This window comes from Pseudomonas sp. KBS0707, from assembly GCF_005937945.2.
GTDB lineage: Bacteria > Pseudomonadota > Gammaproteobacteria > Pseudomonadales > Pseudomonadaceae > Aquipseudomonas > Aquipseudomonas amygdali.
In genome coordinates this window covers 5,212,193-5,235,471 of record NZ_CP041754.1, presented here as the reverse complement: position 1 = coordinate 5,235,471, position 23,279 = coordinate 5,212,193, and the positions used below count along the sequence as shown (strand labels likewise).

25 protein-coding genes are annotated in these 23,279 nt (G+C 59.5%); 7 read left to right on the top strand and 18 right to left on the bottom strand.

Features of this window, described 5'->3' with window-relative positions:
- The first annotated feature begins 39 nt into the window (after positions 1–39).
- Positions 40–1,083 carry a WavE lipopolysaccharide synthesis family protein gene (locus tag FFH21_RS25055; protein ID WP_011169683.1) on the top strand — a complete coding sequence of 348 codons (1,044 nt, stop codon included), beginning with the start codon at positions 40–42 and terminating at the stop codon, positions 1,081–1,083.
- A gap of 31 nt (positions 1,084–1,114) precedes the next feature.
- Here the strand turns inward: FFH21_RS25055 and FFH21_RS25050 are convergent, their stop codons facing one another.
- From FFH21_RS25050 to FFH21_RS24975, 9 genes are all read right to left on the bottom strand, one after another.
- The gene (locus FFH21_RS25050) at positions 1,115–1,360 is read right to left on the bottom strand and encodes a helix-turn-helix domain-containing protein (RefSeq protein WP_011169682.1); all 246 of its coding nucleotides are present in this window, start codon (positions 1,358–1,360) and stop codon (positions 1,115–1,117) included.
- Between the two features lie 407 nt (positions 1,361–1,767).
- Complete coding sequence (locus FFH21_RS25045) at positions 1,768–2,499, bottom strand: XRE family transcriptional regulator (protein WP_011169681.1); 732 nt, start codon at positions 2,497–2,499, stop codon at positions 1,768–1,770.
- 357 nt (positions 2,500–2,856) lie between these two features.
- On the bottom strand, positions 2,857–3,384 hold the full coding sequence (gene ppa, locus FFH21_RS25040; RefSeq protein ID WP_011169680.1) for an inorganic diphosphatase: 528 nt from the start codon (positions 3,382–3,384) through the stop codon (positions 2,857–2,859).
- Positions 3,385–3,494: 110 nt separating this feature from the next.
- On the bottom strand, positions 3,495–4,304 hold the full coding sequence (locus tag FFH21_RS25035) for a zinc-dependent peptidase (protein WP_011169679.1): 810 nt from the start codon (positions 4,302–4,304) through the stop codon (positions 3,495–3,497).
- 3 nt (positions 4,305–4,307) lie between these two features.
- Entirely contained in the window at positions 4,308–4,955 is a 648-nt protein-coding gene (locus FFH21_RS25030) for a DedA family protein (protein ID WP_011169678.1), read from the bottom strand.
- Positions 4,956–5,145: 190 nt separating this feature from the next.
- On the bottom strand, positions 5,146–5,604 hold the full coding sequence (locus tag FFH21_RS25025; RefSeq protein WP_002551873.1) for a GNAT family N-acetyltransferase: 459 nt from the start codon (positions 5,602–5,604) through the stop codon (positions 5,146–5,148).
- A gap of 83 nt (positions 5,605–5,687) precedes the next feature.
- Entirely contained in the window at positions 5,688–6,551 is an 864-nt protein-coding gene (eutC, locus tag FFH21_RS25020) for an ethanolamine ammonia-lyase subunit EutC (protein WP_041924657.1), read from the bottom strand.
- Positions 6,548–7,942 carry an ethanolamine ammonia-lyase subunit EutB gene (locus tag FFH21_RS25015; RefSeq protein WP_011169676.1) on the bottom strand — a complete coding sequence of 465 codons (1,395 nt, stop codon included), beginning with the start codon at positions 7,940–7,942 and terminating at the stop codon, positions 6,548–6,550. Before FFH21_RS25015 ends, eutC begins: the two co-directional genes overlap by 4 nt.
- Positions 7,943–9,453: 1,511 nt before the next feature.
- Entirely contained in the window at positions 9,454–10,974 is a 1,521-nt protein-coding gene (locus tag FFH21_RS24975) for an aldehyde dehydrogenase family protein (protein ID WP_004666377.1), read from the bottom strand.
- Positions 10,975–11,199: 225 nt separating this feature from the next.
- Between FFH21_RS24975 and mpl the strand changes: the two genes are divergently transcribed.
- The 3 genes from mpl to FFH21_RS24955 are packed head-to-tail and all read left to right on the top strand — an operon-like array spanning position 11,200 to position 13,452.
- Positions 11,200–12,549 carry a UDP-N-acetylmuramate:L-alanyl-gamma-D-glutamyl-meso-diaminopimelate ligase gene (gene mpl / locus FFH21_RS24965; protein ID WP_041924656.1) on the top strand — a complete coding sequence of 450 codons (1,350 nt, stop codon included), beginning with the start codon at positions 11,200–11,202 and terminating at the stop codon, positions 12,547–12,549.
- The gene (gene ubiX / locus FFH21_RS24960) at positions 12,546–13,175 is read left to right on the top strand and encodes a flavin prenyltransferase UbiX (RefSeq protein ID WP_002555552.1); all 630 of its coding nucleotides are present in this window, start codon (positions 12,546–12,548) and stop codon (positions 13,173–13,175) included. The genes mpl and ubiX overlap by 4 nt, the downstream gene beginning before the upstream one ends.
- Positions 13,168–13,452 (top strand): YceK/YidQ family lipoprotein, encoded by a 285-nt coding sequence (locus FFH21_RS24955; RefSeq protein WP_041924655.1) that lies wholly within the window; start codon positions 13,168–13,170, stop codon positions 13,450–13,452. Before ubiX ends, FFH21_RS24955 begins: the two co-directional genes overlap by 8 nt.
- Before the next feature lie 143 nt (positions 13,453–13,595).
- On the opposite strand, the gene FFH21_RS24950 is transcribed toward FFH21_RS24955, so the two are convergent.
- The 3 genes from FFH21_RS24950 to FFH21_RS24940 all read right to left on the bottom strand — a co-directional run bounded on the left by FFH21_RS24950 (position 13,596) and on the right by FFH21_RS24940 (position 16,589).
- A complete protein-coding gene (locus tag FFH21_RS24950; protein WP_011169673.1) occupies positions 13,596–14,237 on the bottom strand; it encodes an oxidoreductase in 642 nt (213 codons plus the stop codon).
- A 28-nt stretch (positions 14,238–14,265) separates the two neighbouring features.
- Positions 14,266–15,993 carry a C13 family peptidase gene (locus tag FFH21_RS24945; protein ID WP_011169672.1) on the bottom strand — a complete coding sequence of 576 codons (1,728 nt, stop codon included), beginning with the start codon at positions 15,991–15,993 and terminating at the stop codon, positions 14,266–14,268.
- Positions 15,994–16,133: 140 nt separating this feature from the next.
- Positions 16,134–16,589: a MaoC family dehydratase gene (locus tag FFH21_RS24940; RefSeq protein WP_011169671.1), complete on the bottom strand. Its 456-nt coding sequence runs from the start codon at positions 16,587–16,589 to the stop codon at positions 16,134–16,136.
- Between the two features lie 205 nt (positions 16,590–16,794).
- Between FFH21_RS24940 and FFH21_RS24935 the strand changes: the two genes are divergently transcribed.
- From FFH21_RS24935 to FFH21_RS24925, 3 genes are read left to right on the top strand one after another with little or no spacing between them, the layout of a single operon-like run.
- The gene (locus tag FFH21_RS24935) at positions 16,795–17,157 is read left to right on the top strand and encodes a CidA/LrgA family protein (protein WP_019741210.1); all 363 of its coding nucleotides are present in this window, start codon (positions 16,795–16,797) and stop codon (positions 17,155–17,157) included.
- On the top strand, positions 17,154–17,870 hold the full coding sequence (locus FFH21_RS24930) for an LrgB family protein (RefSeq protein ID WP_011169669.1): 717 nt from the start codon (positions 17,154–17,156) through the stop codon (positions 17,868–17,870). The genes FFH21_RS24935 and FFH21_RS24930 overlap by 4 nt, the downstream gene beginning before the upstream one ends.
- 13 nt (positions 17,871–17,883) lie before the next feature.
- Positions 17,884–18,474 (top strand): LON peptidase substrate-binding domain-containing protein, encoded by a 591-nt coding sequence (locus FFH21_RS24925; RefSeq protein ID WP_004666370.1) that lies wholly within the window; start codon positions 17,884–17,886, stop codon positions 18,472–18,474.
- 41 nt (positions 18,475–18,515) lie between these two features.
- Here the strand turns inward: FFH21_RS24925 and FFH21_RS24920 are convergent, their stop codons facing one another.
- The 6 genes from FFH21_RS24920 to FFH21_RS24895 form a co-directional block, all read right to left on the bottom strand.
- On the bottom strand, positions 18,516–19,082 hold the full coding sequence (locus tag FFH21_RS24920; RefSeq protein ID WP_011169668.1) for a DUF4136 domain-containing protein: 567 nt from the start codon (positions 19,080–19,082) through the stop codon (positions 18,516–18,518).
- 18 nt (positions 19,083–19,100) lie between these two features.
- Positions 19,101–19,739 (bottom strand): DUF4136 domain-containing protein, encoded by a 639-nt coding sequence (locus FFH21_RS24915; RefSeq protein ID WP_011169667.1) that lies wholly within the window; start codon positions 19,737–19,739, stop codon positions 19,101–19,103.
- 19 nt (positions 19,740–19,758) lie between these two features.
- Positions 19,759–20,508 (bottom strand): methyltransferase domain-containing protein, encoded by a 750-nt coding sequence (locus FFH21_RS24910; protein ID WP_011169666.1) that lies wholly within the window; start codon positions 20,506–20,508, stop codon positions 19,759–19,761.
- Positions 20,505–20,810, bottom strand: coding sequence for a MazG-like family protein (locus tag FFH21_RS24905; protein ID WP_019741213.1), 306 nt, complete (start codon positions 20,808–20,810; stop codon positions 20,505–20,507). The genes FFH21_RS24910 and FFH21_RS24905 overlap by 4 nt, the downstream gene beginning before the upstream one ends.
- A 120-nt stretch (positions 20,811–20,930) precedes the next feature.
- The gene (locus FFH21_RS24900; protein WP_005731172.1) at positions 20,931–21,788 is read right to left on the bottom strand and encodes a MaoC/PaaZ C-terminal domain-containing protein; all 858 of its coding nucleotides are present in this window, start codon (positions 21,786–21,788) and stop codon (positions 20,931–20,933) included.
- A gap of 30 nt (positions 21,789–21,818) precedes the next feature.
- The gene (locus FFH21_RS24895) at positions 21,819–23,174 is read right to left on the bottom strand and encodes a 3-oxoacyl-ACP reductase (protein WP_011169664.1); all 1,356 of its coding nucleotides are present in this window, start codon (positions 23,172–23,174) and stop codon (positions 21,819–21,821) included.
- Between the last annotated feature and the right edge of the window lie 105 nt (positions 23,175–23,279).

Below are 23,279 nucleotides of genomic sequence, written 5' to 3'. Positions count from 1 at the left end.
GATCTGTTCTCGTCGTCATCTCCCATTAAGGTTAAAAACATGCCTCATCTTGTGGCCGTTGATTCCAGAAAAATCAGCGTGGTTATCCAGGGGCCTCTTTATCGCAACCTGAGCCCCCAGCGGAATATCTTCGCCTGTATCGCATCGGTCAGGACACACCTGCCACATGCCGAAGTTATCGTCTCTACCTGGTGTCATGAAGATACTTCTACGGTTGAAGCGGATCAGCTCATCATGTCGGATGATCCGGGTGCCTTCGTCGACGATGCCGGTAATCAGATCAACATCAATCGCATGCTGCGATCGACGTTGTGCGGTATTCAGGCCGCCTCAAGACCGTATGTCATGAAGATGCGCGCCGACCACAACCTGACCAGCCCTGCACTGGCTGTCATAGGCCAGCCAGATGATGCCAACCCTGGCGAAACGTGCTTGTTCGAGACGCCCATTACCACCACGACGCTCTACATTCGTGACCCTGAACGGTTACCGATGTTGTTCCACATATCAGACCTTGTTCAGTTCGGCGCACGCGATGCGATGCTCGCCATGTGGGAACAACCGCTGTTCGAAAGGGATGCGCTTTTCAACGACAAGCCGTCTCGCAACCCGTTTGGCAACTTCATTGGTTATACCTCCGCGCGCATGGTGGCAGAGCAGGCGCTCATGCTTGGCGTCATGCACAGGAGTGGCATTGACGCCCGGCTCGCACGACCTTGCGAGGTAGGGCTGAGCAACCTGAAACTGTGGGATAGCGTCTTGAGGTGCAATTTCAGGGTCTTGAACCATCATGAGGCCGGAGTCGATTTTCCTGAGCGTTTTCTGACAGGCAGCCACGTATTAAAGACGCTCTACAAAGCCACCGACATACATCAGTTGCGGAGTCTCGACGCAAGTGGCTACAGGTTGAGAATAGCGCGCATCTGGCTCAATCAATACGTGCTGACCTGCCTGCGCCCCGGCTGGTGGATTTCCTCGGCGACCATCGTACTGTTCAGCATCTCGCCGACTTTCGCTAAGCGTGTTCGGTCGTACTGGCGTACGTTCAGGAAAGTGGCTCATGCGCAGTCGTATCGGGTTTGAAGGCTGGGCGTGGGCCGGTACAGAAAATACGTCACGAGCTAAGTAAGCGCTCATCCAGCTTGCTGAGCAGCGCATACGGGTCAGTACCGATCCCCCGACAGACATCCATGAACTCAATGACATCGAGCCTGCGCTCGGCGTTCTCCGTCTTTGAGACAAATGACTGCGGCCGCCCTAGCCTGATGGCCAATTCTTTTTGCGTCATACCGGCTGCGCTGCGCGCTTCCAGCAAAAGATCAAGTAACGCTTGGTAGCGGGCGTTATGGACGGTTTTCACTTGGCAAACCCTCTAATAGTCCGGTTACCTGAATAAACCTGACTTGGGATTATCCTAAAGTGGGTTTCGACCGGGACAACCAGCAAAGTACTGTCAACGGCTGATTTGGCGGGAAGCTTCTCAAGTAGATGATATCCACTGCCCAGCCGCGGGAAGAAAGCAGTAGGCATTAAAAAGCCGGCTTGTGGCCGGCTTCTCGTAGGCGGTTCCGATCTATTTTTGATAGACCGCAATCACCTTCAACAGGTGCGCCTCTTAAAGAAGCGCGAATAGACAATAGGGCAAACGGATCACATGCCCCATTCAAACACCGCATCGCATGACTGCGTCAGGTGCTCTGGATGGCGCACAGAATACTGAAATTCTCCGCCAATGCCCAGCCTGAATGCCTTTCAACCCCAAACGCCTCACAACAGCAGCATCGCATTGCGCCGACTGTTGAGTGTCGACCACCAGAATATCCAGCCCAGAATCCGTATTTTCTCCCGGTCGATGTCTTCGGCACTGAACAGTTCGTCCGGGTATTCGGCGTCGTTATGGCTGCGCAGGCGCAGACCGCCATTGGGCATGCGGTAGAGGTAGCGCACGCGCAGGATGCCGCCGTGCTCGAGGGCGTAGATTTCGCCGTCGATGACCTGGGTCAGTTCGCGGTCGACGCCGAGAATCGAGCCGTCCTGGATCTTGTCGGCCATGCTGTTGCCGACCATGGCGACACACATGCAGTTTTTTGGGTCGATGCCCATGGTTTGCAGAACTTGCAGGGGCAGGCGGATTTTTTGCCCGGGGGCTTCGGAGAGGACAGTTTTGCCGACGCCATGAGTGGATTCGACCTCCGTGTAGATCTGAATTTCCACATCGCCGCGCAGCACGTTTCTGGTCTGCTGGATGACCATTCGGGTGTCGTCACCGGTGTTTTCATTGGCCGATTCATTGGGATGTTTGGGCCCGTCGCCCGTGCGCAGCCAGCGTGCGTTTACGGTTAACAGTTCAGCCACCTCATCAATCCGCGCCATGGGCACGCCACGCTTGAACCAGTTATTGACGTGTTGCGGCGTGATTTTGCGGTTGGCCGCAAAGTCAGTCGCTGTGAGATGGCACTCCCGAAGGAGGATGCGGAGTCGATCGCCTGATGTATTCATAGGGGCGAAGTCTACGGACGTCGCTTGGGCGTTTAAATGAACGAGGTGTTGAGATCGACGTTATCCCAAGGGGGGTGCGGCTATCCGGACTACGGATGGAATGAATATCGTGTAGGCAGATTCCGTAATAGCGCTTTTTTGGCTAAACGATGTACCGGGCGTTTACCCTTGCTATACGGGCATTAACGAACTGTTTATCGAGCGCCTAAAAGTCGAACGCATTTTTAAACGTGTGCGCTGCAAAAAAACGGATGAGTGTGTTTCAAGGAGCGGTATTGGCAGGGAGCAGCGGCGGGGAAGGGGTAAAGCGTGTTTCAGGGCACGCGTGTGGCGTGCCCTGAAACGCCAGATCAGTGATCAGCCTTTGAACGCTGCAACCGATTTGGTGATCTCGGCGCGGGCAGCGTCAGCATCGCCCCAACCTTCGATTTTCACCCATTTGCCTTTTTCGAGATCCTTGTAGTTCTCGAAGAAGTGCTTGATCTGCTCAAGCAGCAGGGCTGGCAGATCGGTGTACTCTTTCACGTCGACATACAGCTGGGACAGCTTGTCGTGTGGCACTGCGATAACCTTGGCATCGCCACCGCCGTCGTCAGTCATGTGCAGAATGCCGACCGGGCGGGCACGGATGACCGAACCTGGAGACACCGGGTAAGGCGTTACCACCAGCACGTCCAGCGGGTCGCCGTCGTCAGCCAGCGTGTTAGGGATGAAACCGTAGTTGGCCGGGTAGAACATCGGGGTGGCCATGAAACGGTCAACGAACAGGCAATCGGTTTCTTTGTCGATTTCGTACTTGATCGGCGCGTGGTTGGCCGGGATTTCGATCGCGACGTAGATGTCGTTCGGAAGGTCTTTGCCTGCCGGAATCTTGCTGTAGCTCATTGGGCATTGCCCCCATAGTTGACCAGACAGATTTTGGCGCGAACCGCCAAAAAGTGGTCCGGATTATAGGCATATTCTGTTTTGGTTGCCACGCATGGCCTTGGTGGCTGTCAGTTGTCCCGGCAAGCCGAGTCCTGCTGACGCAGCAGGTTCAGTCTGGCGAGAGTGTCTTGCCGGTAAAACGCCTTCAGTTGTTCGTAGACTGCCGGGTAACTGTCGTGCAGCAGGTCGGGTGCGCTGAAGAAGTATTCGCTGGTCACGGCGAAAAACTCGGCAGGGTCTTCTGCGGCATAGGGATCGATGGCGGGCTCGGCGTCGGGGTTGTGGTCCAGTTGCCGGTTGAGATCATCGAACGCGCTTTGCATGACGCGAGCCCATTCGGTCACCTGCATGTCGCTGTGCAGCGGCGGCAGGCCATTGGCGTCGCCGTTGAGCATGTCGAGCTTGTGCGCCAGTTCATGGATCACCAGGTTGTAGCCATCCCAGTGGCCGCTGCTCAACACGCCCGGCCAAGCCAGAATCACCGGGCCCTGCAGCCAGGCTTCGCCGCTGTGTTCGCCGTCCCACTCGTGCTCCACGCCACTTGCATCGCGATGGCGCTGCGGGCTGACGAAGTCGTCGGGGTACAGCACGATCTCGTGAAAGCCCTGATACCAGTTCAGTTCGCCCAGATTCAGCAGAGGCAGTTGCGCCTGGGCGGCGAGAAACAATCGCTGCTCGTCATCCAGATCAACGCCCGGCAGTGCACTGAGGTGTTTGTCATTCAGAAACAGTACGCAGGCGTCACGCAATTGCGCATGCTGCCCGCTGCTCAGCCCATCGAGGATCGGCAGACGTCCACGCACCTTCTGCCACAGCTCGTCAGCAACCGGGTGTCTGGCGAGCGTGCGCTGCCTGCGCCAGTTGCTGAACGACCACATGATTCAGCGTGCGTCTGCCGGAGGCGCGCTACGGCTGCGAACCACACCAATGATCATCGGCACCAGCGACAGCAGGATGATTGCCAGCACCAGCAAGGTCAGGTTGTGCTTGATGAACGGCACGTTGCCGAAGAAGAAGCCCAGTGTCACCAGGCTGCCGACCCACAGCACTGAGCCCAATACGCTGAAACCCACGAAGCGCGGATAGGACATTCTGCCCACACCGGCCACGAATGGCGCAAACGTGCGGATGATCGGCAGGAAACGCGCGAGTGTTACGGTTTTGCCGCCGTGGCGCTCATAGAAGTCCTGGGTGCGCAGCAGGTAGTCGCGGCGGAAGATGCGCGATTTAGGATTGCTGAACAGTTTTTCGCCCGCAGTGCGGCCAATGACGTAGTTGGTACTGTCGCCCAGAATCGCCGCCAGCATCAGCAGCCCGGCCAGCAGGACCGGGTCCATGCCGCCACCGGCAGCCACGGCTCCGGCGATGAACAGCAGCGAGTCGCCCGGCAGGAAGGGCATGATCACCAGCCCGGTTTCGCAGAAAATCACCAGAAACAGAATCGCGTAGACCCACGTACCGTAGTTGGTCACCAACAGGTCAAGGTAGACGTCGAGATGCAGAATAAGGTCAAGCGGGTTGAAATCCATTAAGGCACCTGAGGCGAGAACCCTGTACGGGGTCGCATGCGGAAGAAACGACTGTTCAGTATGCGCGGCATTATAGAAGCAGAATGCGCAGAAGGGGTTTGGGAATAAACGCTGGGTTTTTGATGTGTGACGACTGGAGCAGTATGTTGCGCTGACGCGGCTTTGCTGCCGCGTGCTGGCGAGGGGGTGATCAGTCCTGGTTGATGGGCAGCACGTAGTTTTTGAACTGCGTGTCTTCCTTGAAACCGATGGACTCATAGACTTTTTGCGCCACCTCGTTATTGCTGCTGGTCGACACGCGCAGTCGCACCGCATGTGTTTCCTTGGCCATCTTCTTCGCCTGTTTCATCAAGTGATCGGCGACCAGTTGGCGGCGCGCGTCCTCGGCAACATAGATGTCGTTGAGAATCCATACCCGCTTGAGCGACAGCGATGAGTAGCTGGGATACAGCTGGCAGAAGCCCAGCAGTCTGCTCTCGTCATCCTTGGCCAGCGCCAGATAGATCACTGACTCGTCACGACGCAGACGTTTTTCGAGAAAGTCCCGTGAGGAGTCCGGGAACGGTGACTCACCGTAGAACTCGCGGTATTTGATGAACAATGGGCAGAGCAGGTCCAGGTGTTCGAGAGTCGCTTTGATGATCCGCATGGTTGGCCTCAACTTCCCTATGGGCTGATGCAGTGCGCCGGGATGATTACGCGATTCTGCCCGGCGACTTTAGAAAGCACAATCTAATGTGGTGCGGCCGGGCCGTCGAGCAGGAAATTGCCGATCGGCTTGCCTGAATGCTCGGCAGAGCCGTCTGAATCAAGGGTCTGCAGTTGCGCTTCGTCTTTAAGATTGACCCCCGAGATCTGCCGCCTGCAGGCCTCGCGCATCAGGTACAGCAGCCGATGGGCTGCCATGCCGTAGCTCAAGCCCTCCAGGCGCACGTTGGAAATACAGTTGCGGTGCGCATCATTCAGCCCGACCTTCGGCGCGTAGGTGAAATACAGCCCCAGACTGTCCGGTGAGCTTAGGCCCGGGCGCTCGCCGATAAGGATAACCACCATTTTCGCGCCGAGCAGTTCACCCACCTCGTCAGCCACGGCGACGCGGCCCTGCTCGACCATTATCACTGGCGACAGGGACCAGCCCTCGACGTTTGCCTGCTCCTCCAGGCGAGTGAGAAAAGGCACGGCATGTCGATGCACGGCCAGGGCTGAGAGACCGTCGGCGACCACTACCGCCAGATCGAGGCCGCCCGGATGAGCCGCCGCGTACTCGCGCAGTGCCTGCGCAGACTCCTCATTCAGGCGTCGGCCCAAGTCCGGGCGTTGCAGGTAGCTGTCGCGGTCGGCAGCAGCGCTGTGCAGCAAAATGGTTTCACGACCTTTCTCGGTCAGTTGCGCGCTGATCGCGGCATGATCGAAGGCCAGATGCACGGCATCGCGCGCCTGGGCATGCGCCGCTTGAAAGTCGAGCTGCGCGGAGGTGGGCAGGCTGGTGCCGGTTCGCCCCAGCGCGATGCGTGCGGAGGTCAGGCGGCGTAGCTCCAGCCAGGGATTGGCTGGTGCGGCGTTGTCTTGTATTTCGTTCATCGGCTGATCACTCATGCGAGGTGCGCCAGTGCCTGGCGGAACGCAGGCGGCAGGCTGTCACCGAAGCGGACGCGGCCGTCGGTCTGGGTAAAGATGCCCATTTTCTCCAGCCAGGCCTCGTATTCCGGTGCGGGACGCAGGCCCAGGCTTTGCCGGGCATACAGCGCATCGTGGAACGAGGTGGTTTGATAATTGAGCATGATGTCGTCCGAGCCGGGGATGCCCATGATGAAGTTGATCCCGGCAACTCCCAGCAGCGTCAGCAGGGTATCCATGTCGTCCTGATCGGCTTCTGCGTGGTTGGTGTAGCAGATGTCACAGCCCATCGGCACACCCAGCAGCTTGCCGCAGAAGTGATCCTCCAGACCGGCACGGATGATCTGCTTGCCGTTGTAGAGGTACTCGGGGCCGATGAAACCGACCACGGTGTTGACCAGAAACGGATTGAAATGCCGGGCGACGGCATAGGCGCGGGTTTCGCAGGTCTGCTGGTCGACGCCGTGATGTGCGTTGGCCGACAGCGCGCTGCCTTGCCCGGTCTCGAAATACATCAGGTTTTTTCCGAGAGTGCCGCGGTTCAGGCTCAGGCCCGCTTCGTAGCCTTCCTGTAACAGCTTGAGGCTGATGCCGAAGCTTGCGTTGGCGGCCTCGGTGCCGGTGATCGACTGGAACACCAGGTCCACCGGTACGCCACAGTTTATCACTTCGATGGACGTGGTGACGTGGGTCAGCACGCAGGATTGCGTCGGGATTTCATAGCGCTGGACGATGGCGTCGAGCATTTCCAGCAAGGCGACGATGGACGAGGTGCTGTCGGTTGCCGGGTTGATACCGATCATGGCATCGCCATTGCCGTACAGCAGGCCGTCGAGCACGCTGGCGGCAATGCCGGACGGGTCGTCGGTGGGATGATTGGGTTGCAGGCGTGTCGACAGCCGCCCGCGCAGGCCCATGGTGTTGCGAAAGCGCGTCACCACCCGGATCTTCTGTGCCACCAGAACCAGGTCCTGCACGCGCATGATTTTCGACACGGCAGCGGCCATTTCCGGTGTCAGGCCGGGAGCCAATGCGCGCAGGCTGGTTTCATCGGCCTGCTCGCTGAGCAGCCAGTCACGAAAGCCGCCGACCGTCAGATGGCTGACCGGGGCAAACGCCAGTTTGTCGTGGGTATCGATGATCAGCCGGGTGACTTCGTCCTGTTCGTACGGGATCAGGGCTTCTTCAAGAAAGTGCTTGAGCGGAATATTCGCCAGCGTCATCTGCGCTGCAACGCGCTCGCCGTCGCTTTGCGCCGCAACCTCGGCCAGATAATCACCGGAGCGCGCGGGGCTGGCCTTGGCCATGACTTCTTTGAGGCTGTCGAAGCGGTACGTCTGCGCACCGACAGAATGGGAAAAGCTCGCCATACAGATTCTCCATGACGCCGCGCTGCTTGCGTCGGACGTAGTCTTTCGGGTGAACCGGTGACGTCCCGGTTCAAACGACTGTGGGAAGCGATGCAAGCAATTAATACTCCATCCCGGCCGGGAGTGCGAGTTTGCAACCATGAACAGGGGATTCAGAGCAAAGATGCATCACGCCAAGGCGGTGTGCCAAGGCACGATGCACAGGGTTGGTGCGCGATGCTTTTTGAGATGACTATTGTGCTGACCCGCGCATTTGAGATTGGACGCAGAGCGTCCAGAAAGGCATTCCCACGCGGAGCATGGGAACGATGAACATTTTGAGACGACTATCGTGCCGATGCTCCGCGTCGGCATGCAGTTCATGACGCTTTGCTTCACAAGCTCGTGCTGACCCCGCGTATTTGAGATCGGAGGCAGAGCGTCCAGAAAGGCGTTCCCACGCGCATGGGAACGATGAACATTTTGAGACAACTATCGTGCCGATGCTCCGCGTCGGCATGCAGTTCGTGACGCTCTGCGTCACAAGCTCGTGCTGCCAGCGCGCATTCAAGATCGGACGCAGAGCGTCCAGAAAGGCATTCCCACGCGGAGCATGGGAACGATGAACATCCTGAGACGACTATCGTGCCGATGCTCCGCGTCGGCATGCAGTTCGTGACGCTCTGCGTCACAAGCTCGTGCTGACCGCACGCATTTGAGATTGGACGCAGAGCGTCCAGAAAGGCGTTCCCACGCGGAGCATGGGAACGATGAACATCCTGAGACGACTATCGTGCCGATGCTCCGCGTCGGCATGCAGTTCGTGACGCTCTGCGTCACAAGCTCGTGCTGACCCCACGCATTTGAGATCGGACGCAGAGCGTCCAGAAAGGCGTTCCCACGCGGAGCATGGGAACGATGAACACCCTGATACGACTATCGTGCCGATGCTCCGCGTCGGCATGCAGTTCGTGACGCTCTGCGTCACAAGCTCGTACTGCCAGCGCGCATTCAGGATCGGACGCAGAGCGTCCAGAAAGGCGTTCCCACGCGGAGCATGGGAACGATGAACATCCTGAGACGACTATCGTGCCGATGCTCCGCGTCGGCGTGCAGTTCGTGACGCTCTGCGTCACAAACTCGTGCTGACCCCACGCATTTGAGATCGGACGCAGAGCGTCCAGAAAGGCATTCCCACGCGGAGCATGGGAACGATGAACATCCTGAGACGACTATCGTGCCGATGCTCCGCGTCGGCATGCAGTTCGTGACGCTCTGCGTCACAAGCTCGTGCTGACCGCACGCATTTGAGATTGGACGCAGAGCGTCCAGAAAGGCATTCCCACGCGGAGCATGGGAACGATGAGCATTTTGAGACGACTATCGTGCCGATGCTTCGCGTCGGCATGCAGTTCGTGACGCTCTGCGTCACAAGCTCGTACTGACAGCGCGCATTCAGGATTGGACGCAGAGCGTCCAGAACGGCGTTACCACGCTGGAGCGTGGTAACGATAGTCGGACAATCAACTGGCCTAGAAAAAACCCAACGGGTTGGTGTCGTAGCTCACCAGCAGGTTTTTGGTCTGTTGGTAGTGCTCAAGCGCGATTTTGTGGGTTTCGCGACCGACGCCGGACTTCTTGTAGCCACCGAATGCGGCGTGGGCCGGGTACAGGTGGTAGCAGTTGGTCCAGACTCGCCCGGCCTTGATCGCCCGGCCCACGCGGTAGGCGCGGTTGATGTCGCGGGTCCACAAGCCTGCGCCCAGGCCGAACTCGGTGTCGTTGGCGATGGCCACAGCCTCTGCTTCGTCCTTGAAGGTCGTGACGCTGACCACCGGGCCGAAGATTTCTTCCTGGAACACACGCATCTTGTTGTTGCCTTTGAGCAGCGTCGGCTGGATGTAGTAGCCAGTGGACAGGCTGCCCTCAAGCTTCTCGACCTTGCCGCCGGTCAGCAGCTCGGCGCCTTCGCCCTTGGCGATGTCCAGATACGAAAGAATCTTGTCGAATTGTTGCTCGGATGCCTGAGCGCCGACCATGGTGTCAGTGTCCAGAGGGTCGCCGCGCTTGATCTTCTCGACCTTGCGCATCACCGCTTCCATGAACTGTGGATAGATCGACTCCTGCACCAGTGCGCGGGACGGGCATGTGCAGACTTCGCCCTGATTGAAAAATGCCAGCACCAGGCCTTCGGCAGCCTTATCGATGAACTCTGGTTCGGCGCTCATGATGTCTTCGAAGAAGATGTTCGGCGACTTGCCGCCCAGTTCCACGGTGGACGGGATGATGTTGTCCGCCGCCAGTTTCATGATGTGCGAGCCGACCGGGGTCGAGCCGGTGAAAGCGATTTTGGCGATGCGCTTGCTGCTGGCCAGCGCTTCGCCTGCCTCGCGACCATAACCCTGCACGATGTTCAGCACGCCGGGAGGCAGCAGATCGCCGATCAGTTCGATCAGCACGCTGATCCCCAACGGGGTCTGTTCGGCTGGCTTGAGCACGATGCAGTTACCGGCAGCCAGCGCAGGAGCGAGCTTCCAGGCGGCCATCAGGAGCGGGAAGTTCCACGGGATGATCTGCCCGACCACGCCCAGCGGCTCATGAATGTGATAGGCAACAGTATTACCGTCGATTTCGGCAGCGCTGCCTTCCTGAGCACGCAGCACGCCAGCGAAGTAGCGGAAGTGATCGGCGGCGAGCGGGATATCAGCGTTGAGGGTTTCGCGGATCGCTTTGCCGTTGTCCCAGGTTTCGGTGATGGCCAGGACTTCGAGATTGGCTTCAATACGATCGGCAATCTTCAGCAGCACCAGCGAGCGTGCCTGCACTGAGGTCGAGCCCCAGGCTGCAGCGGCTGCGTGCGCAGCGTCGAGGGCCTTTTCGATATCTTCGGCAGTGGAGCGCGGAAATTCGGCGATGGCCTTGCCGGTGACGGGCGAGGTGTTGGTGAAGTACTGGCCTTTGACCGGTGCGACGAACTCGCCGCCGATATAGTTACCGTAGCGTTCCTTGAAATTGACGATAGCGCCTTCGGTACCGGGATGAGCGTAACGCATGATATGTCTCCTGGTTCTTGTTGTGAGGGAGTCTGTGTCGATTCTGCTTTCGGGTATCTGGCAATAAGCGTTCAAGAATAGGCCAATTGCATCCGGCCGTGGCTAGGACTTTAGGCTTATCTGCCCGGCATTGAAATGGCTTGTGCAGGCAATGCGGTGGACAAACTCAGAGTGCCATTTCACCGTCCCTACGTTAACCTGCGCAGATGTTCTGAGAGGTTGGTCATGCATATTCATATCCTTGGTATCTGCGGCACGTTCATGGGTTCTCTGGCGGTGCTCGCCAAAGAGTCGGGGCACCGGGTCACCGGCTCCGACGCTAACGTCTATCCGCCGATGAGCACCCAACTGCAAGCCCAGGGCATCGAGCTGACCCAGGGTTACGATCCTGCGCAACTGGACCCCGCACCTGATTTGGTTGTGGTCGGCAATGCGCTGTCGCGTGGCAACCCGGCGGTTGAATACGTCCTGAATAAAGGTTTGCCGTATGTGTCCGGCCCGCAATGGCTGGCTGACCATGTGCTGCAAGACCGCTGGGTATTGGCGGTGGCCGGTACGCACGGCAAGACCACCACCAGCAGTATGCTGGCCTGGGTGCTGGAACATGCCGGCATGAGCCCCGGTTTCCTGATCGGCGGCATCCCGCAGAATTTCGCCGTGTCGGCGCGTCTGGGCGACACCCCGTTCTTCGTGGTCGAGGCCGATGAATACGACAGCGCGTTTTTCGACAAGCGCTCCAAGTTCGTTCATTACCGCCCGCGCACTGCGATCCTCAATAACCTTGAGTTCGATCATGCCGACATCTTCCCGGATCTGCCCGCCATCGAACGCCAGTTTCACCATCTGGTGCGTACCATTCCGAGTGAAGGCCTGGTGATTCATCCGACCACCGAGCCTGCATTGTCGCGGGTCATCGAAATGGGCTGCTGGACGCCGGTGCAAACCACTGGTGATGGCGGTCAGTGGCAGGCGCGGCTGTTGAGTGAAGACGGTTCGCGTTTTGAAGTGCTGTTCGAAGGCGAGCTACAGGGCGCGGTTGAGTGGGACATGACCGGTCAGCACAACGTGGCCAATGCCTTGGCAACGCTGGCGGCTGCTCGCCACGTGGGCGTTGTGCCTTCGCTGGGCGTACAGGCACTCAGCGCCTTCAAGAGCGTCAAGCGGCGCATGGAAAAGGTCGCCGAGGTGCGCGGCATCACTATTTATGATGACTTCGCTCACCACCCGACAGCCATTGCCACCACGCTGGATGGCCTGCGCAAGAAAATCGGTGATGCGCCGATCATTGCCGTTATCGAGCCGCGTTCCAATTCCATGAAGCTCGGCGCGCACCGCGACGGTCTGCCGGAAAGCGTGAGTCAGGCAGATCAGGTGGTCTGGTATGCCCCGCCCAATCTTGGCTGGGACCTGGCGGCTACGGTCGCTGGAGGCAGCGTACCCTCGACGGTATGTGATTCGCTTGAAGCAATCATCGCGCGAGTCCATAGCCAGGTGCAGCCCGGCACGCATATCGTCATCATGAGCAACGGCGGCTTTGGCGGCCTGCACGGCAAACTGGCCGAGGCGCTGAAATGAGCGGCCCGGAGCGCGTTACGGTTGCGATGACCGGCGCTTCTGGCGCGCAATATGGCCTGCGCTTGCTGGATTGTCTGGTGCGTGAGGACCGGGAGGTGCACTTCCTGATCTCCAAGGCCGCGCAGTTGGTAATGGCCACCGAGACCGACGTACGTCTGCCACCCAAACCGATGATGATGCAGGCGTTTCTGACGGAATACACCGGCGCGTCTGCCGGGCAGATTCGCGTTTATGGTCGTGACGACTGGATGTCGCCAGTGGCGTCAGGTTCTGGTTCGCCCAGCGCAATGGTGGTGGTGCCATGCTCCACCGGTTCGCTGTCGGCAATTGCTACCGGGGCCTGCAACAATTTGATCGAACGCGCTGCCGACGTCACGCTCAAGGAGCGTCGCCAGTTGATTCTGGTGCCCCGCGAGGCTCCGTTTTCCAGTATTCATCTGGAGAACATGCTCAAGCTGTCGAACATGGGTGCGGTGATTCTGCCCGCATCTCCGGGCTTTTATCATCAGCCGCAGACCATCGACGATCTGGTGGACTTTGTCGTCGCGCGGATTCTCAATCTGCTGAATATTCCTCAAGACATGCTGCCGCGTTGGGGCGAGCACCACATTGGCGGCGATGAATAAGCTGCTGCTGGTAGCGCTTGCGCTGACGCTGACTGGCTGCGCCACCGCGCGCACGCTCAATGCGGCTAAACCTGGCGCGCCGGTGGTGTATGCAGGCACGCGGTTGAATATGTATGCGCTGCAGGGTTGTTGCTGTGCTGCTGACCGTTTCGGTGCCGAAGCACCGAGCTATCCGGGCCTGGACCTGCCGGGCAGCGCGCTGCTCGACACCTTGTTGCTGCCGCTGTCATTGCTGACGGCAGCGGGACTAGGGGTTCAGGCTACGGGCGGGCTTTAGGGTTACCGGTGCAACACCTGCGCTATCAGGTAATGCTCCCTTGGGTGACGCAGAGCGTCACGAATTGCATTCCCACGCGGAGCATGGGAACGATCATGCGATGGGCTGGAAAACGATCATCGTCCGGCCGCAGCGACCGTCATCTACTTGCCCAGCTTGCGCAGTTCATCCGACTCGACGATACGCTCGCCATTCTGCTCTTCCAGCGCCAGGCGCCACATGGCGCGGGCCAGCTGGCAGGCTTCGATAGCGCCGTATTTGCCGGGGATCAGTTTGGCGATGGGGGCTGCCAGTTGCTCGACCCAGCGGGTTTCGGTGCGGCTGCCTACCAGCAGGGAAGGGCGCGCGATAGTCAGTTGCGGCCAGCTCTGCGCGCGCAATGCCTGTTCCATCTCGCCTTTGATACGGTTGTAGAAGGTGCTGGACTTGGGGTCTGCACCAATCGCACTGATTACCAGCAAGTGGCGCGCGCCCAGCTCGCGCGCACGTTTGGCGAACGCTGTGACCAGCTCCAGATCAACCGCCTTGAACGCATCCTGTGAGCCTGCCTGCTTGATCGTGGTACCCAGGCAGCAGAACGCGATGTCCACACGGCCAGCCAGTGTTGGCAGCAGTGTGCTCAGCTCGCCAACCGGGTTTTCAAGGTGCGGGTGTTCTGCCAACGGCCTGCGCGTTGGTGCCAGCACGCGGCTGACTGTCGGTTCGTTGAGCAGGCGGTCAAGCAAGTGTTCGCCCGTCAGGCCGGTGGCCCCTGCAAGCAGGATGTGTTGCGGCGTCAGATACATAATCGTTCTCCCTTCATACACTGATAGCCTAGTGGCTAGTCGAGGTCTTCGCTTCCGTGCGGTTCAACGCCGTATTCAACGCGCGTTCGGCCTGGCTTTTGCGCAACTGCTGCCAGCGCGCCAGAACTCCTTTCGGTGCCCATATCTGCGGTTCGGAGGCATCGAAATTGTCTTCGCTCTCACGTTGGGCAACATAGGCTTTTGCTTCGTTGAAAGCGTGTTGCAGGTCATCGGTTTCGACCAATGCCCTGGCGAATAGTGCATCGCCAAAGTAAGTGAAGTCAGCCTCTTCCGAGCAGCCGAATGAAACGCGGTCGGCGCGTGATGCGGTTATGATCAACGTGCGTTCATCCTTCAGGTCTGGAATGAAACCACCGGAATAACAGGCCGAAATCACCACGATCTTGTCACGATTCTTCAGCGGCGCAAGGGCGGCCGCGAGTGCATCGGCGGGCAGATCGGCCAGCGACAGGCGCGGCTGGTCCAGCACCAGTTCGTGGTCCTGGGTACCGTGGCTGGTCAGGTAAATGAAGATCAGGTCTTCCGGGCCGGTACGTTGCGCGAGTGTCTGGACTGCGCGGGAGATGGTCTCGCGGGTTGCCATTGGCCGGTCATCCATGTGGTCGCGATGATTGACCAGACTGACCTGCCCGACGGCTCCAAAGCGCGACTTCAGCAAGTTGCTGACATAGTCTGCCTCGCGCATGAACACGCTCTGCTTGCCGTCGCCTCCCACGACCAGGGTGTAAAGCTCGGTGGCGGGCGTTGATGCAGGGACTGCGGCCAGCGCTTTTTCCAGCAGGGTGCCTTGTACCAGCAGCCCTGCTTCAAGCGCGTCAGGCAGCAGTTTGCCTTTGGCGTCGCGCACCCGTTGGCCATTGGCCCAGATACCACGCTGCTCCTTACCGTCCGGGGAGATCAGCACGCCGTCGCCCTGATAGGTGTCATCGGCGAACTGGCCGACATAGCGGCTGCCGTCGGCCAGTTGCAGCTGGCCCTGACCCATGAAACGCCAGTTGTCGAAGTCGCCCTGATAACGGCTGCCGTCAGAACCGATCAATTCGCCTTTGCCGGTCAGCGCGCCTTCCTTGAAATCACCGCTCCAGACGTCGCCGTCGCTATTTTCATAGCGACCCTTGCCGTCGAGCTGGCTGTTGCGAAAGTTGCCGACGTATTGATCGCCATCAGCGCTGGTGAAGCTGCCGGTGCCCTGCAATTGACCGTCGACAAAATTACCGCTGTATTGATTGCCGCTGGCGTCACTGCGCGAGCCTTCGCCGTTGGCCTTGCCATTGGCGAACATGCCCTGGTGCTGGCTGCCGTCTTCCAGCTCCAGACGTCCGGGGCCGTCGTACAGGCCTGCCTTGAACTGACCGCGATAAAGCACGCCCTTGTCTTTCTGAGTGCCTTCGCCGTCGCGCAGCCCGAGTTTGAAGTTACCGACATAACTCGCGCCATTACGGGTCGTCAATCGGCCCTGACCGTTGAACAGGCCTTGCTCGAAACCACCCTTGTAGACGTCGCCGTTGCTGGCGTGCCACTCACCCTGGCCTTGGCGCAGGCCGTTTTCGAACTGACCTGCGTACCAACTGCCGTTGGGGTAGTCGATACGCCCCTGGCCCTGCAATACGCCGTTGACCAGATCGCCGCGATAGCGCCCGCCGTCGGACAGGCGGCCGTCGGGTGGCAAAATTGATTCGCCATCACCGCAGCCTGCGATCAAGAGTGTCAAAGCCAATGGAGCGAGCGCGCGCATGTGAGATCCCGGAAGAATGATTCAGGGGCGGGCCCGGCTCTGCTTGAGCAAATGTTATGGGGCACGACCGCAGGGGAGTATGCCGCAGCGAGTAAGCGGGATGAAACAGTCTGTTACGACTGTTTCATGTTTTAAACGTGTTACACGAAAAACAGGGTTAAAGGTTCGGCCACAAAAGCGGGTTTTTCCTGACCTTCGATCTCCAGCGTGGCGGTTGCCTTGAGCAGCCATTGGCCCGGTTTTTTCTCGGTCACTTCAGTCAGCTGGACCTTGAGACGCACGCGAGAGTTGACCAGCACTGGCTGAACGAAGCGCACGCTGTCCATCCCGTAGTTGACCGCCATCTTCAAGCCTTCGGGCAGCACCATGATGCCCTCTATCAGCTTGGGGATCAGTGACAACGACAGGAAACCATGCGCGATAGTCGCGCCGAACGGGGTCTGCGCCGCTTTGACCGGGTCGACATGAATGAACTGGAAGTCCCCTGTGGCTTCAGCGAACAGGTTGATGCGCTCCTGGTCGATGGTCAGCCAGTCTGAACATTCTGCTTCCTTGCCGATGTAATGCTTGAGCTCTGTGACGGGTACAGAAGGCATACCGCTCTCCTTGCCTGATGTGGTGTTGTGTTGAAGTGCCGCTGCCCGAATCAGCTAATGCCTGCGGGCGAATCACAAGATCAGCAGAGTGTTGCCGGTTGGTCAAGCAACTGCCTCAATACGAATACCCGCTCATGACCTGCGACGCGGCGTGTTTATAATGACGCCGATAATTCGCTGGATTCGTTTATTTGCCGGGGTCCTCATGTTGTTACGGGGTTTGACATGGCTGGTGATGTTCCAATTGCTGGGAACCGCGCTCAACCATCTGTTTCTATCGATATTGCCGGGGCCGATCATCGGCCTTGTGCTGCTGATGGCCTATCTGATGCTGCGCGGTGAAGTGAGCGAGCCGATCAGCATGGCCGCCAGCAGTCTGCTGCGTTATCTGCCGCTGCTGCTGGTGCCGCCTGCCGTTGGCGTGATGGTGTATGCGTCGGCCATCGCCAAGGACTTCTGGGCGATCTTCGGCACGCTGACCCTGTCGCTGATGATTTCCGTGACCTTTGTCGGCTGGCTGATGCAGGCACTCATCCGGCGTCAGGCCCGCCGCCAGGAGGGGCCATGAATATGGACTGGCACGGTGCATGGCTATCGGTGATTCACCATCCGCTTTTTGGCATCGCGATCACCCTGGGTGCCTATCAACTGGCGATGGCTGTGTATGAGCGAACCCGTTGGCTGTTTCTGCAGCCGGTGCTGGTCTCGATGGTGGTGGTAATCAGTGTTGTGCTGTTCTGCGATCTTGAATACACCGAGTACCGCAAGAGCACTGAAATTCTCAGCACGCTGCTAGGGCCTGCGACCGTGGCGCTGGCGGTGCCGCTTTACCTGAATATGCGCCGAATCCGCCAGCTGTTCTGGCCTGTCTTGACTACGCTGGTAGTCGGCGGGGTATTTGCCACCGGGCTGTGTGTCGGGTTCGGCGTGCTGTTCGGTGCTGACCATATGATTCTGATGACCATGGCACCCAAGTCGGTCACCTCGCCCATCGCCATGCTGGTTGCCGAGCAGATCGGCGGGGTCGCAGCCCTGGCGGCGGTTTTTGTGTTGATTACTGGCGTATTCGGTGCCATTTTCGGCCCCGGCCTGCTGTCGCTGGTCGGGGTCGACAACCCTGCGGCTCGCGGCATGGCACTGGGTCTTACGGCCCATGCAGTGGGGACTTCCGTGGCATTGCAGGAAGGAGAGGAATCGGGGGCTTTTGCTGCGTTGGCAATGAGTCTGATGGGCGTTGCAACGGCATTGTTCCTGCCGCTGGCAATGTCGCTGGCCATTTAAAGGAGGCTTTTCCATGACGTTGCCGTTGTTTCCGTTGAACGCTGTGCTGTTTCCAGGTTGCGTGCTTGATCTGCAGTTGTTTGAAGCGCGCTATCTGGACATGATCGGCCGCTGCATGAAGCAGGGTGAAGGGTTTGGTGTGGTGTGCATCACCGAAGGAAGTGAGGTGGGCACCGTGCCGGGCGGCTACTCGCCGATTGGCTGCGAAGCACTGGTCACGGATTTCCAGCAGCAGGACAACGGCTTGCTGGGCATCCGTGTCGTCGGTGGGCGGCGCTTCCGGGTGGTCGCCGCTGAAGTTCAGCGCGATCAACTGCTGGTGGCCGAGGTTGAATGGCTGCAAGAGCCCGTGGAGCGTCCGTTGCAGGAAGAAGACGCCGACCTCGTTGCACTGCTGGAAGCGCTGGCCGAGCACCCGATGGTGGCGTCCTTGAACATGGGCGTGTCGGCCGGTGGGCAGTATTCATTGTCCAACCAGCTTGCCTATCTGCTGCCGTTCACCGAAAAGGACAAAGTGGAGCTTCTGGAAATCGACGACCCCGAAGAACGCCTCGACGCGATTCAGGAGCTACTCGATGAAATGCAGGGCGATCTGCAGGCCTGAGCCTCGATCGCGCTGCTCATTGCGCAACACGTCAGGCGAGGTTAGCGCGGCGGATATTGCTCCAGAATTTTTGCCACCGTGTTGCGGATGGCCTGCTCCCGTTCAGCCGGGTTGCCAGCGTTGTCGTTAAGGATGCGCTCGGTACTGCCGCGCCAGACCAGTTTGCCGTCCTTACCGTCGAACATATCAATCTGCAAGGTGCCGACCTTGTAGTCCACGCTGCGGGTTTCGGTGTTCATCGGCCCGTTCCAGTAGCCGTAGCCACCCCAAGGGTTCCAGCCGCCGCCATAGTTGGTGCTGACCGTTTGTTGGCGGTTTTCGACAATCAGCCAGGCCTGTACTTTCAAATCCGACCGGGCACCGGCAGCGGCCATACGCAGGCCGCGCTGGTCCAGTTGCTCGCTGATCGATTGGCGAATGCGTTGCTCGGTCAGGTCACTTTTGAGCCGTGGGTCATCATCCGGCTGATACTGAACGGCAGGCTCTTTCCAGCTCCAGTTGCGATAGCCGCCGAAATCACGCTGGGCATCGAAATCGCGATTGATCGAATTGCTCTGACAGGCAGCCAGCAGCAAGGCACAGGACAGCAGGACGATACGGCGAAACATGGCAGTGCACCGAATGGGTTACGAAGGAGGGTAGGCCGTCAGCGCCTGTTGCACGGCCTGACGTAATGCGCTGCTGCGGTCAGCCAGGTTATTGCTGGCGCGTGCATCTGCGCTGGCGCTCCATACCGGCTGGTTGCTGCGTGCGTCGATCAGATTGATCTGCACCACCATCACGTTTTCCTTATAAGTGCGCACCACCGGCACGCTGGCGTATCTGCCGTAACCGGGCCGGTAGCCATCGTAGCGGCCATAGCCCATGCCGCCTGCGTAATACGGATCGTAATCTTCGCGCACCTGACGCAACCGGGTTTCCTGCCGGGTCGTGGCGCTGACGTAGAGGTCCGCAGCTTGATTACCGCGAGCCGGCCGCAAGCCGCGTTGGTCCAGACCATTGCTGACCGCTTCGACCACCTGCGCAGAATCCACCCACGCCGTACCGGGCGGCAACTGGCCGTTGAGCCAGCCCCACGACCGATACCGGCCATAGTCGCGCGGCGGCGCAGGGTAGGCGCTCATGTCCAGGGTCTTTGCCGCCTGCGCAGGAGCAGGCGGCATGGGCAGAGAACTGGCCACATACGGATTATCGCTCTGGCACGCGCTAATCCCGAGCAGGCCAGTCCCCAGAAGCACGGCAAACAAGGCAGAACGGTGTTTCATGGTGGTCTCCGCAGTGATGTCAGACCGGACGGCACATCCAGTGAAGGTATCGACCCAGCCCGGCAAAGGCTGGATGACGCCGATGCGCCAGTTCCATTTCCAGCAGATCCGTCAGCTCGGCCCGAGCCTGGAATTCAACCGGCATGTAATCGTGAAATACCCGCACCCCGCTACGGGTTTCGACTTGCCACAGGCCTTCAAGTTGCGTCGCCAGTTCCCGAGGGTCGAGCGGTTGTTGTGGCGTCAGGCTCTGCTTTTCCCCGGCCATGTCATTTTTGCGCATCTTGCGGAAATGACCTTTCAACAAGTTGCGATAGATCAGCGCATCACGGTTGTAAAAAGCCAGTGACAGCCAGCCATCGTCGCGGGTCAAGCGGCGCAGTACCGGAAGGATGGCGTGCGGCTCGGCCAGCCATTCCAGCACGGCGTGGCACAGCACCAGATCGTAAGTGTCGCTCAGTAAACCGGGCAGCGCCTGCCAAGGAGCCTGAATGAAGGTCGCCGTCTGTCCGGCCTCGACAAAGCGCTGACGTGCGCCTTCGAGCATGGGTTCGGCGGGCTCGGCCAGGGTCACTTCATGTCCTTGTTCGGCCAGCCACAGTGACATGTGGCCCAGCCCGGCACCGATATCCAGCACGCGAAGCGGTCGTGCGGGTAGCGTCTCGGTCAAATCGGCCTGCAGCACCGCCAGACGAATGGCTCCCTTGGCACCGCCGTAGATCTTTTCTGCAAAGCGGGTCGCCAGCTGGTCGAAATGCCGATCACTCACTTGGCAAATCTCCGCTCGCTGTCTGCCAGCTTGTTGCGCACCACGGTTTCCATGTCCAGCCCCAGCTCGTTGCACAGCAACAACAGATAAAGAACGATATCGCCGACTTCCTGACCGGCATGTTCCAGTTGGTCGGCAGGCAGCTCGCGGGACTGGTCTTCACGCAGCCACTGAAATATCTCCACCAGCTCGGCCATTTCCACGCTGGCAGCCATGGCCAGATTTTTCGGGCTGTGAAATTGCTTCCAGTCATTCTGGTCGCGGATGCGGTGCAGGCGTTGGGTCAACTCGTCGATGTTCATCGTGCTCTCCTGAAGGTGCATAGCTTCAGGGGGATCGGGTCGCCAGGCAAGTGGGCGTTGCGGTTTGTTCAGCCATTGAAGGGAGCGGTGCTCCCGTCAGAGGTTTTTATCAGGGATGCATCACTCGGTTGCAGGCTGCCAGCTACCGATCATATGCACGATGCCCTCCTGGCCTTCGACACGGAACTGACCATGAGAGCCAGCGGCGCTGGCCGAGAGTGTGACGTCGGCGGGCAGGCGTACCGGCTTCTGGAACTGCACGCTGATCTCGACATTCGAGGCTGGCAAGTGCTCGCCAAGGGCCGCGAGCGTACGTGCCTTGAGCCACATGCCGTGGGCGATGGCACGCGGGAAGCCGAACAGCTTGGCGCTGGGTGCGCTGAGGTGAATCGGGTTGTAGTCGCCCGACACCTTGGCGTACTCGCGCCCGATTTGTGCCGACGCACGCCAGTTGTCCAGCTCGATCAGGGGCAGCGGCGCAAGCTCGGGATGCTCTACAGGCGCGTCTTCTAGATGCACAGCGGTGCACAGCATGGTGCTTTCTTCTTCCCAAAGCAGGCCCATGCCGTCCTCGGCCTGAGTCACCAGGGTGAAGGTGGCGCCTTTGGCGTGCGGGCGCAGGTCGGTGGCCTGAACGCTGATATACAGCTGGCTTACTCCGCCGAGCGGGCGATGAGTGCGAATGCGATTGGCAAGGTGAATAAGCCCCAGCAACGGAAACGGGAATTCCTGAGAGGTCATCAGCTGCATTTGTAACGGAAAGGCCAGCACATGCGGATACGTCGGCGGCAGCAGGCTGCTTTCTTCGAATCCACAGACCTTGCGGTAGGCATCAAGCTTGTCGGTATCGACCGCGATCCAGCTTCGCAATCCCAGATCGGGTAACTGCGACCCTGTGACCTTGCGCCTGAGCGCTGCCTGGATGAACAGGTTGGACAGGGGCTGCAGAGAATTGAGGTAGCGCCAGTGAGCCGTCATCATCCATCTCCTTGAATTCGATGCTGGGGCTTATGCCCCGATCACGTTTTGACCACATACACGTAGAACCTGACCGCTCACCGCGCCGCTGCCCGGCTGGCTAAACCACGCCACAGCTTCAGCAACATCCTGTGGCGAACCGCCCTGACCGAGCGAACTCATGCGCCGTCCTGCCTCACGCAGGGTGAACGGCATGTGCGCGGTCATTTTCGTTTCGATGAAGCCTGGCGCGACGGCATTGATGCTGATGCCGCGCGACTTGAGCCCGGGAGCCATCGCCTTGGCAAAACCGATCAGACCGGCCTTGCTAGTGGTGTAGTTGGTTTGCCCGCGATTACCGGCAATGCCGCTGATCGACGCCATGAGCACAATCCGCGCGTTATCCCTCAGCGCACCGGCGTCGAGAAGCACCTGAGTCAGCACTTGCGGAGCGTTGAGGTTGACCGCCAGTACCGAATCCCAGAAGTCCTCCGGCATGTTGACCAGCGTCTTGTCACGCGTGATGCCGGCGTTGTGCACCAGTATGTCGACGCCGTCCGACAGGTGTTCAAGCAACTGGGCCGGAGCATCCGCTGCGCAGATGTCCAGCGCCAGTGCCTGGCCGCCGAGCCGTGAGGCCAGTGCTTCCAGTTCGTTTTTGGTCTGTGGCACGTCCAGCAGGATGACCTGCGCGCCATCACGGGTCAGGGTCTCGGCAATCGACGCACCGATGCCGCGCGCCGCGCCCGTCACCACAGCCTTGCGTCCGGCCAGCGGGCGAGTCCAGTCCTGCACTTTGCCCGGACAGGCGCTCAGGTGGACAAACTGACCGGAGATGAACGCAGCCTTGGGCGTCAGGAAGAAGCGCAAGGCGCCCTCCAGTTGATCCTGCGCGTCATCATCCACTTGCAGCAGCTTGACCGTTGCGCCGTTGCGCACTTCCTTGGCCAGCGAGCGGCTGAAACCTACGATGGCCTGTTGAGTGCTGGCCGCCAGCGGATCAGCGAGTGTTTCGGGGGATTTGCCGAGGATGACCACATGCGCGCAGTGGTCAAGATTGCGCAGCAGCGGCTGAAAGAAGTCCCGCAACTGCCTGAGCTGCTCGGTGCGCAGAATCTGGCTGGCATCGAACACCACCGCTTTCAGGCGAGGCCCCTGGTTGGACACCCAGGTGGTGGCGCCAGGCATGTCACTGCCGAAACTGTAAAGCGAGTCGGTCAGACGACTGGCGAACTGACGGACCTGATCACCCAGCGGCCCGGCACTGATCAGCAGTGTGCCTTCTACAGGACGAAGCCGGCCGGCCTGCCAGCGCTCCAGGTGCGTGGGGGCGGGCAGACCGACGGCATTCACCAAGCGCCGACCCATGTCGGAATTGGCGAAATCAATATAGCGATCTGACGGCATGGAACACTCTCCTGAAGTCGGGGTTCAAAGGAATGGACCACGGTGGCATGACGTTTGTTCTTGCGATCGACACGGCTCATCCATTCGCTTGAAGAAAGGGAGTTT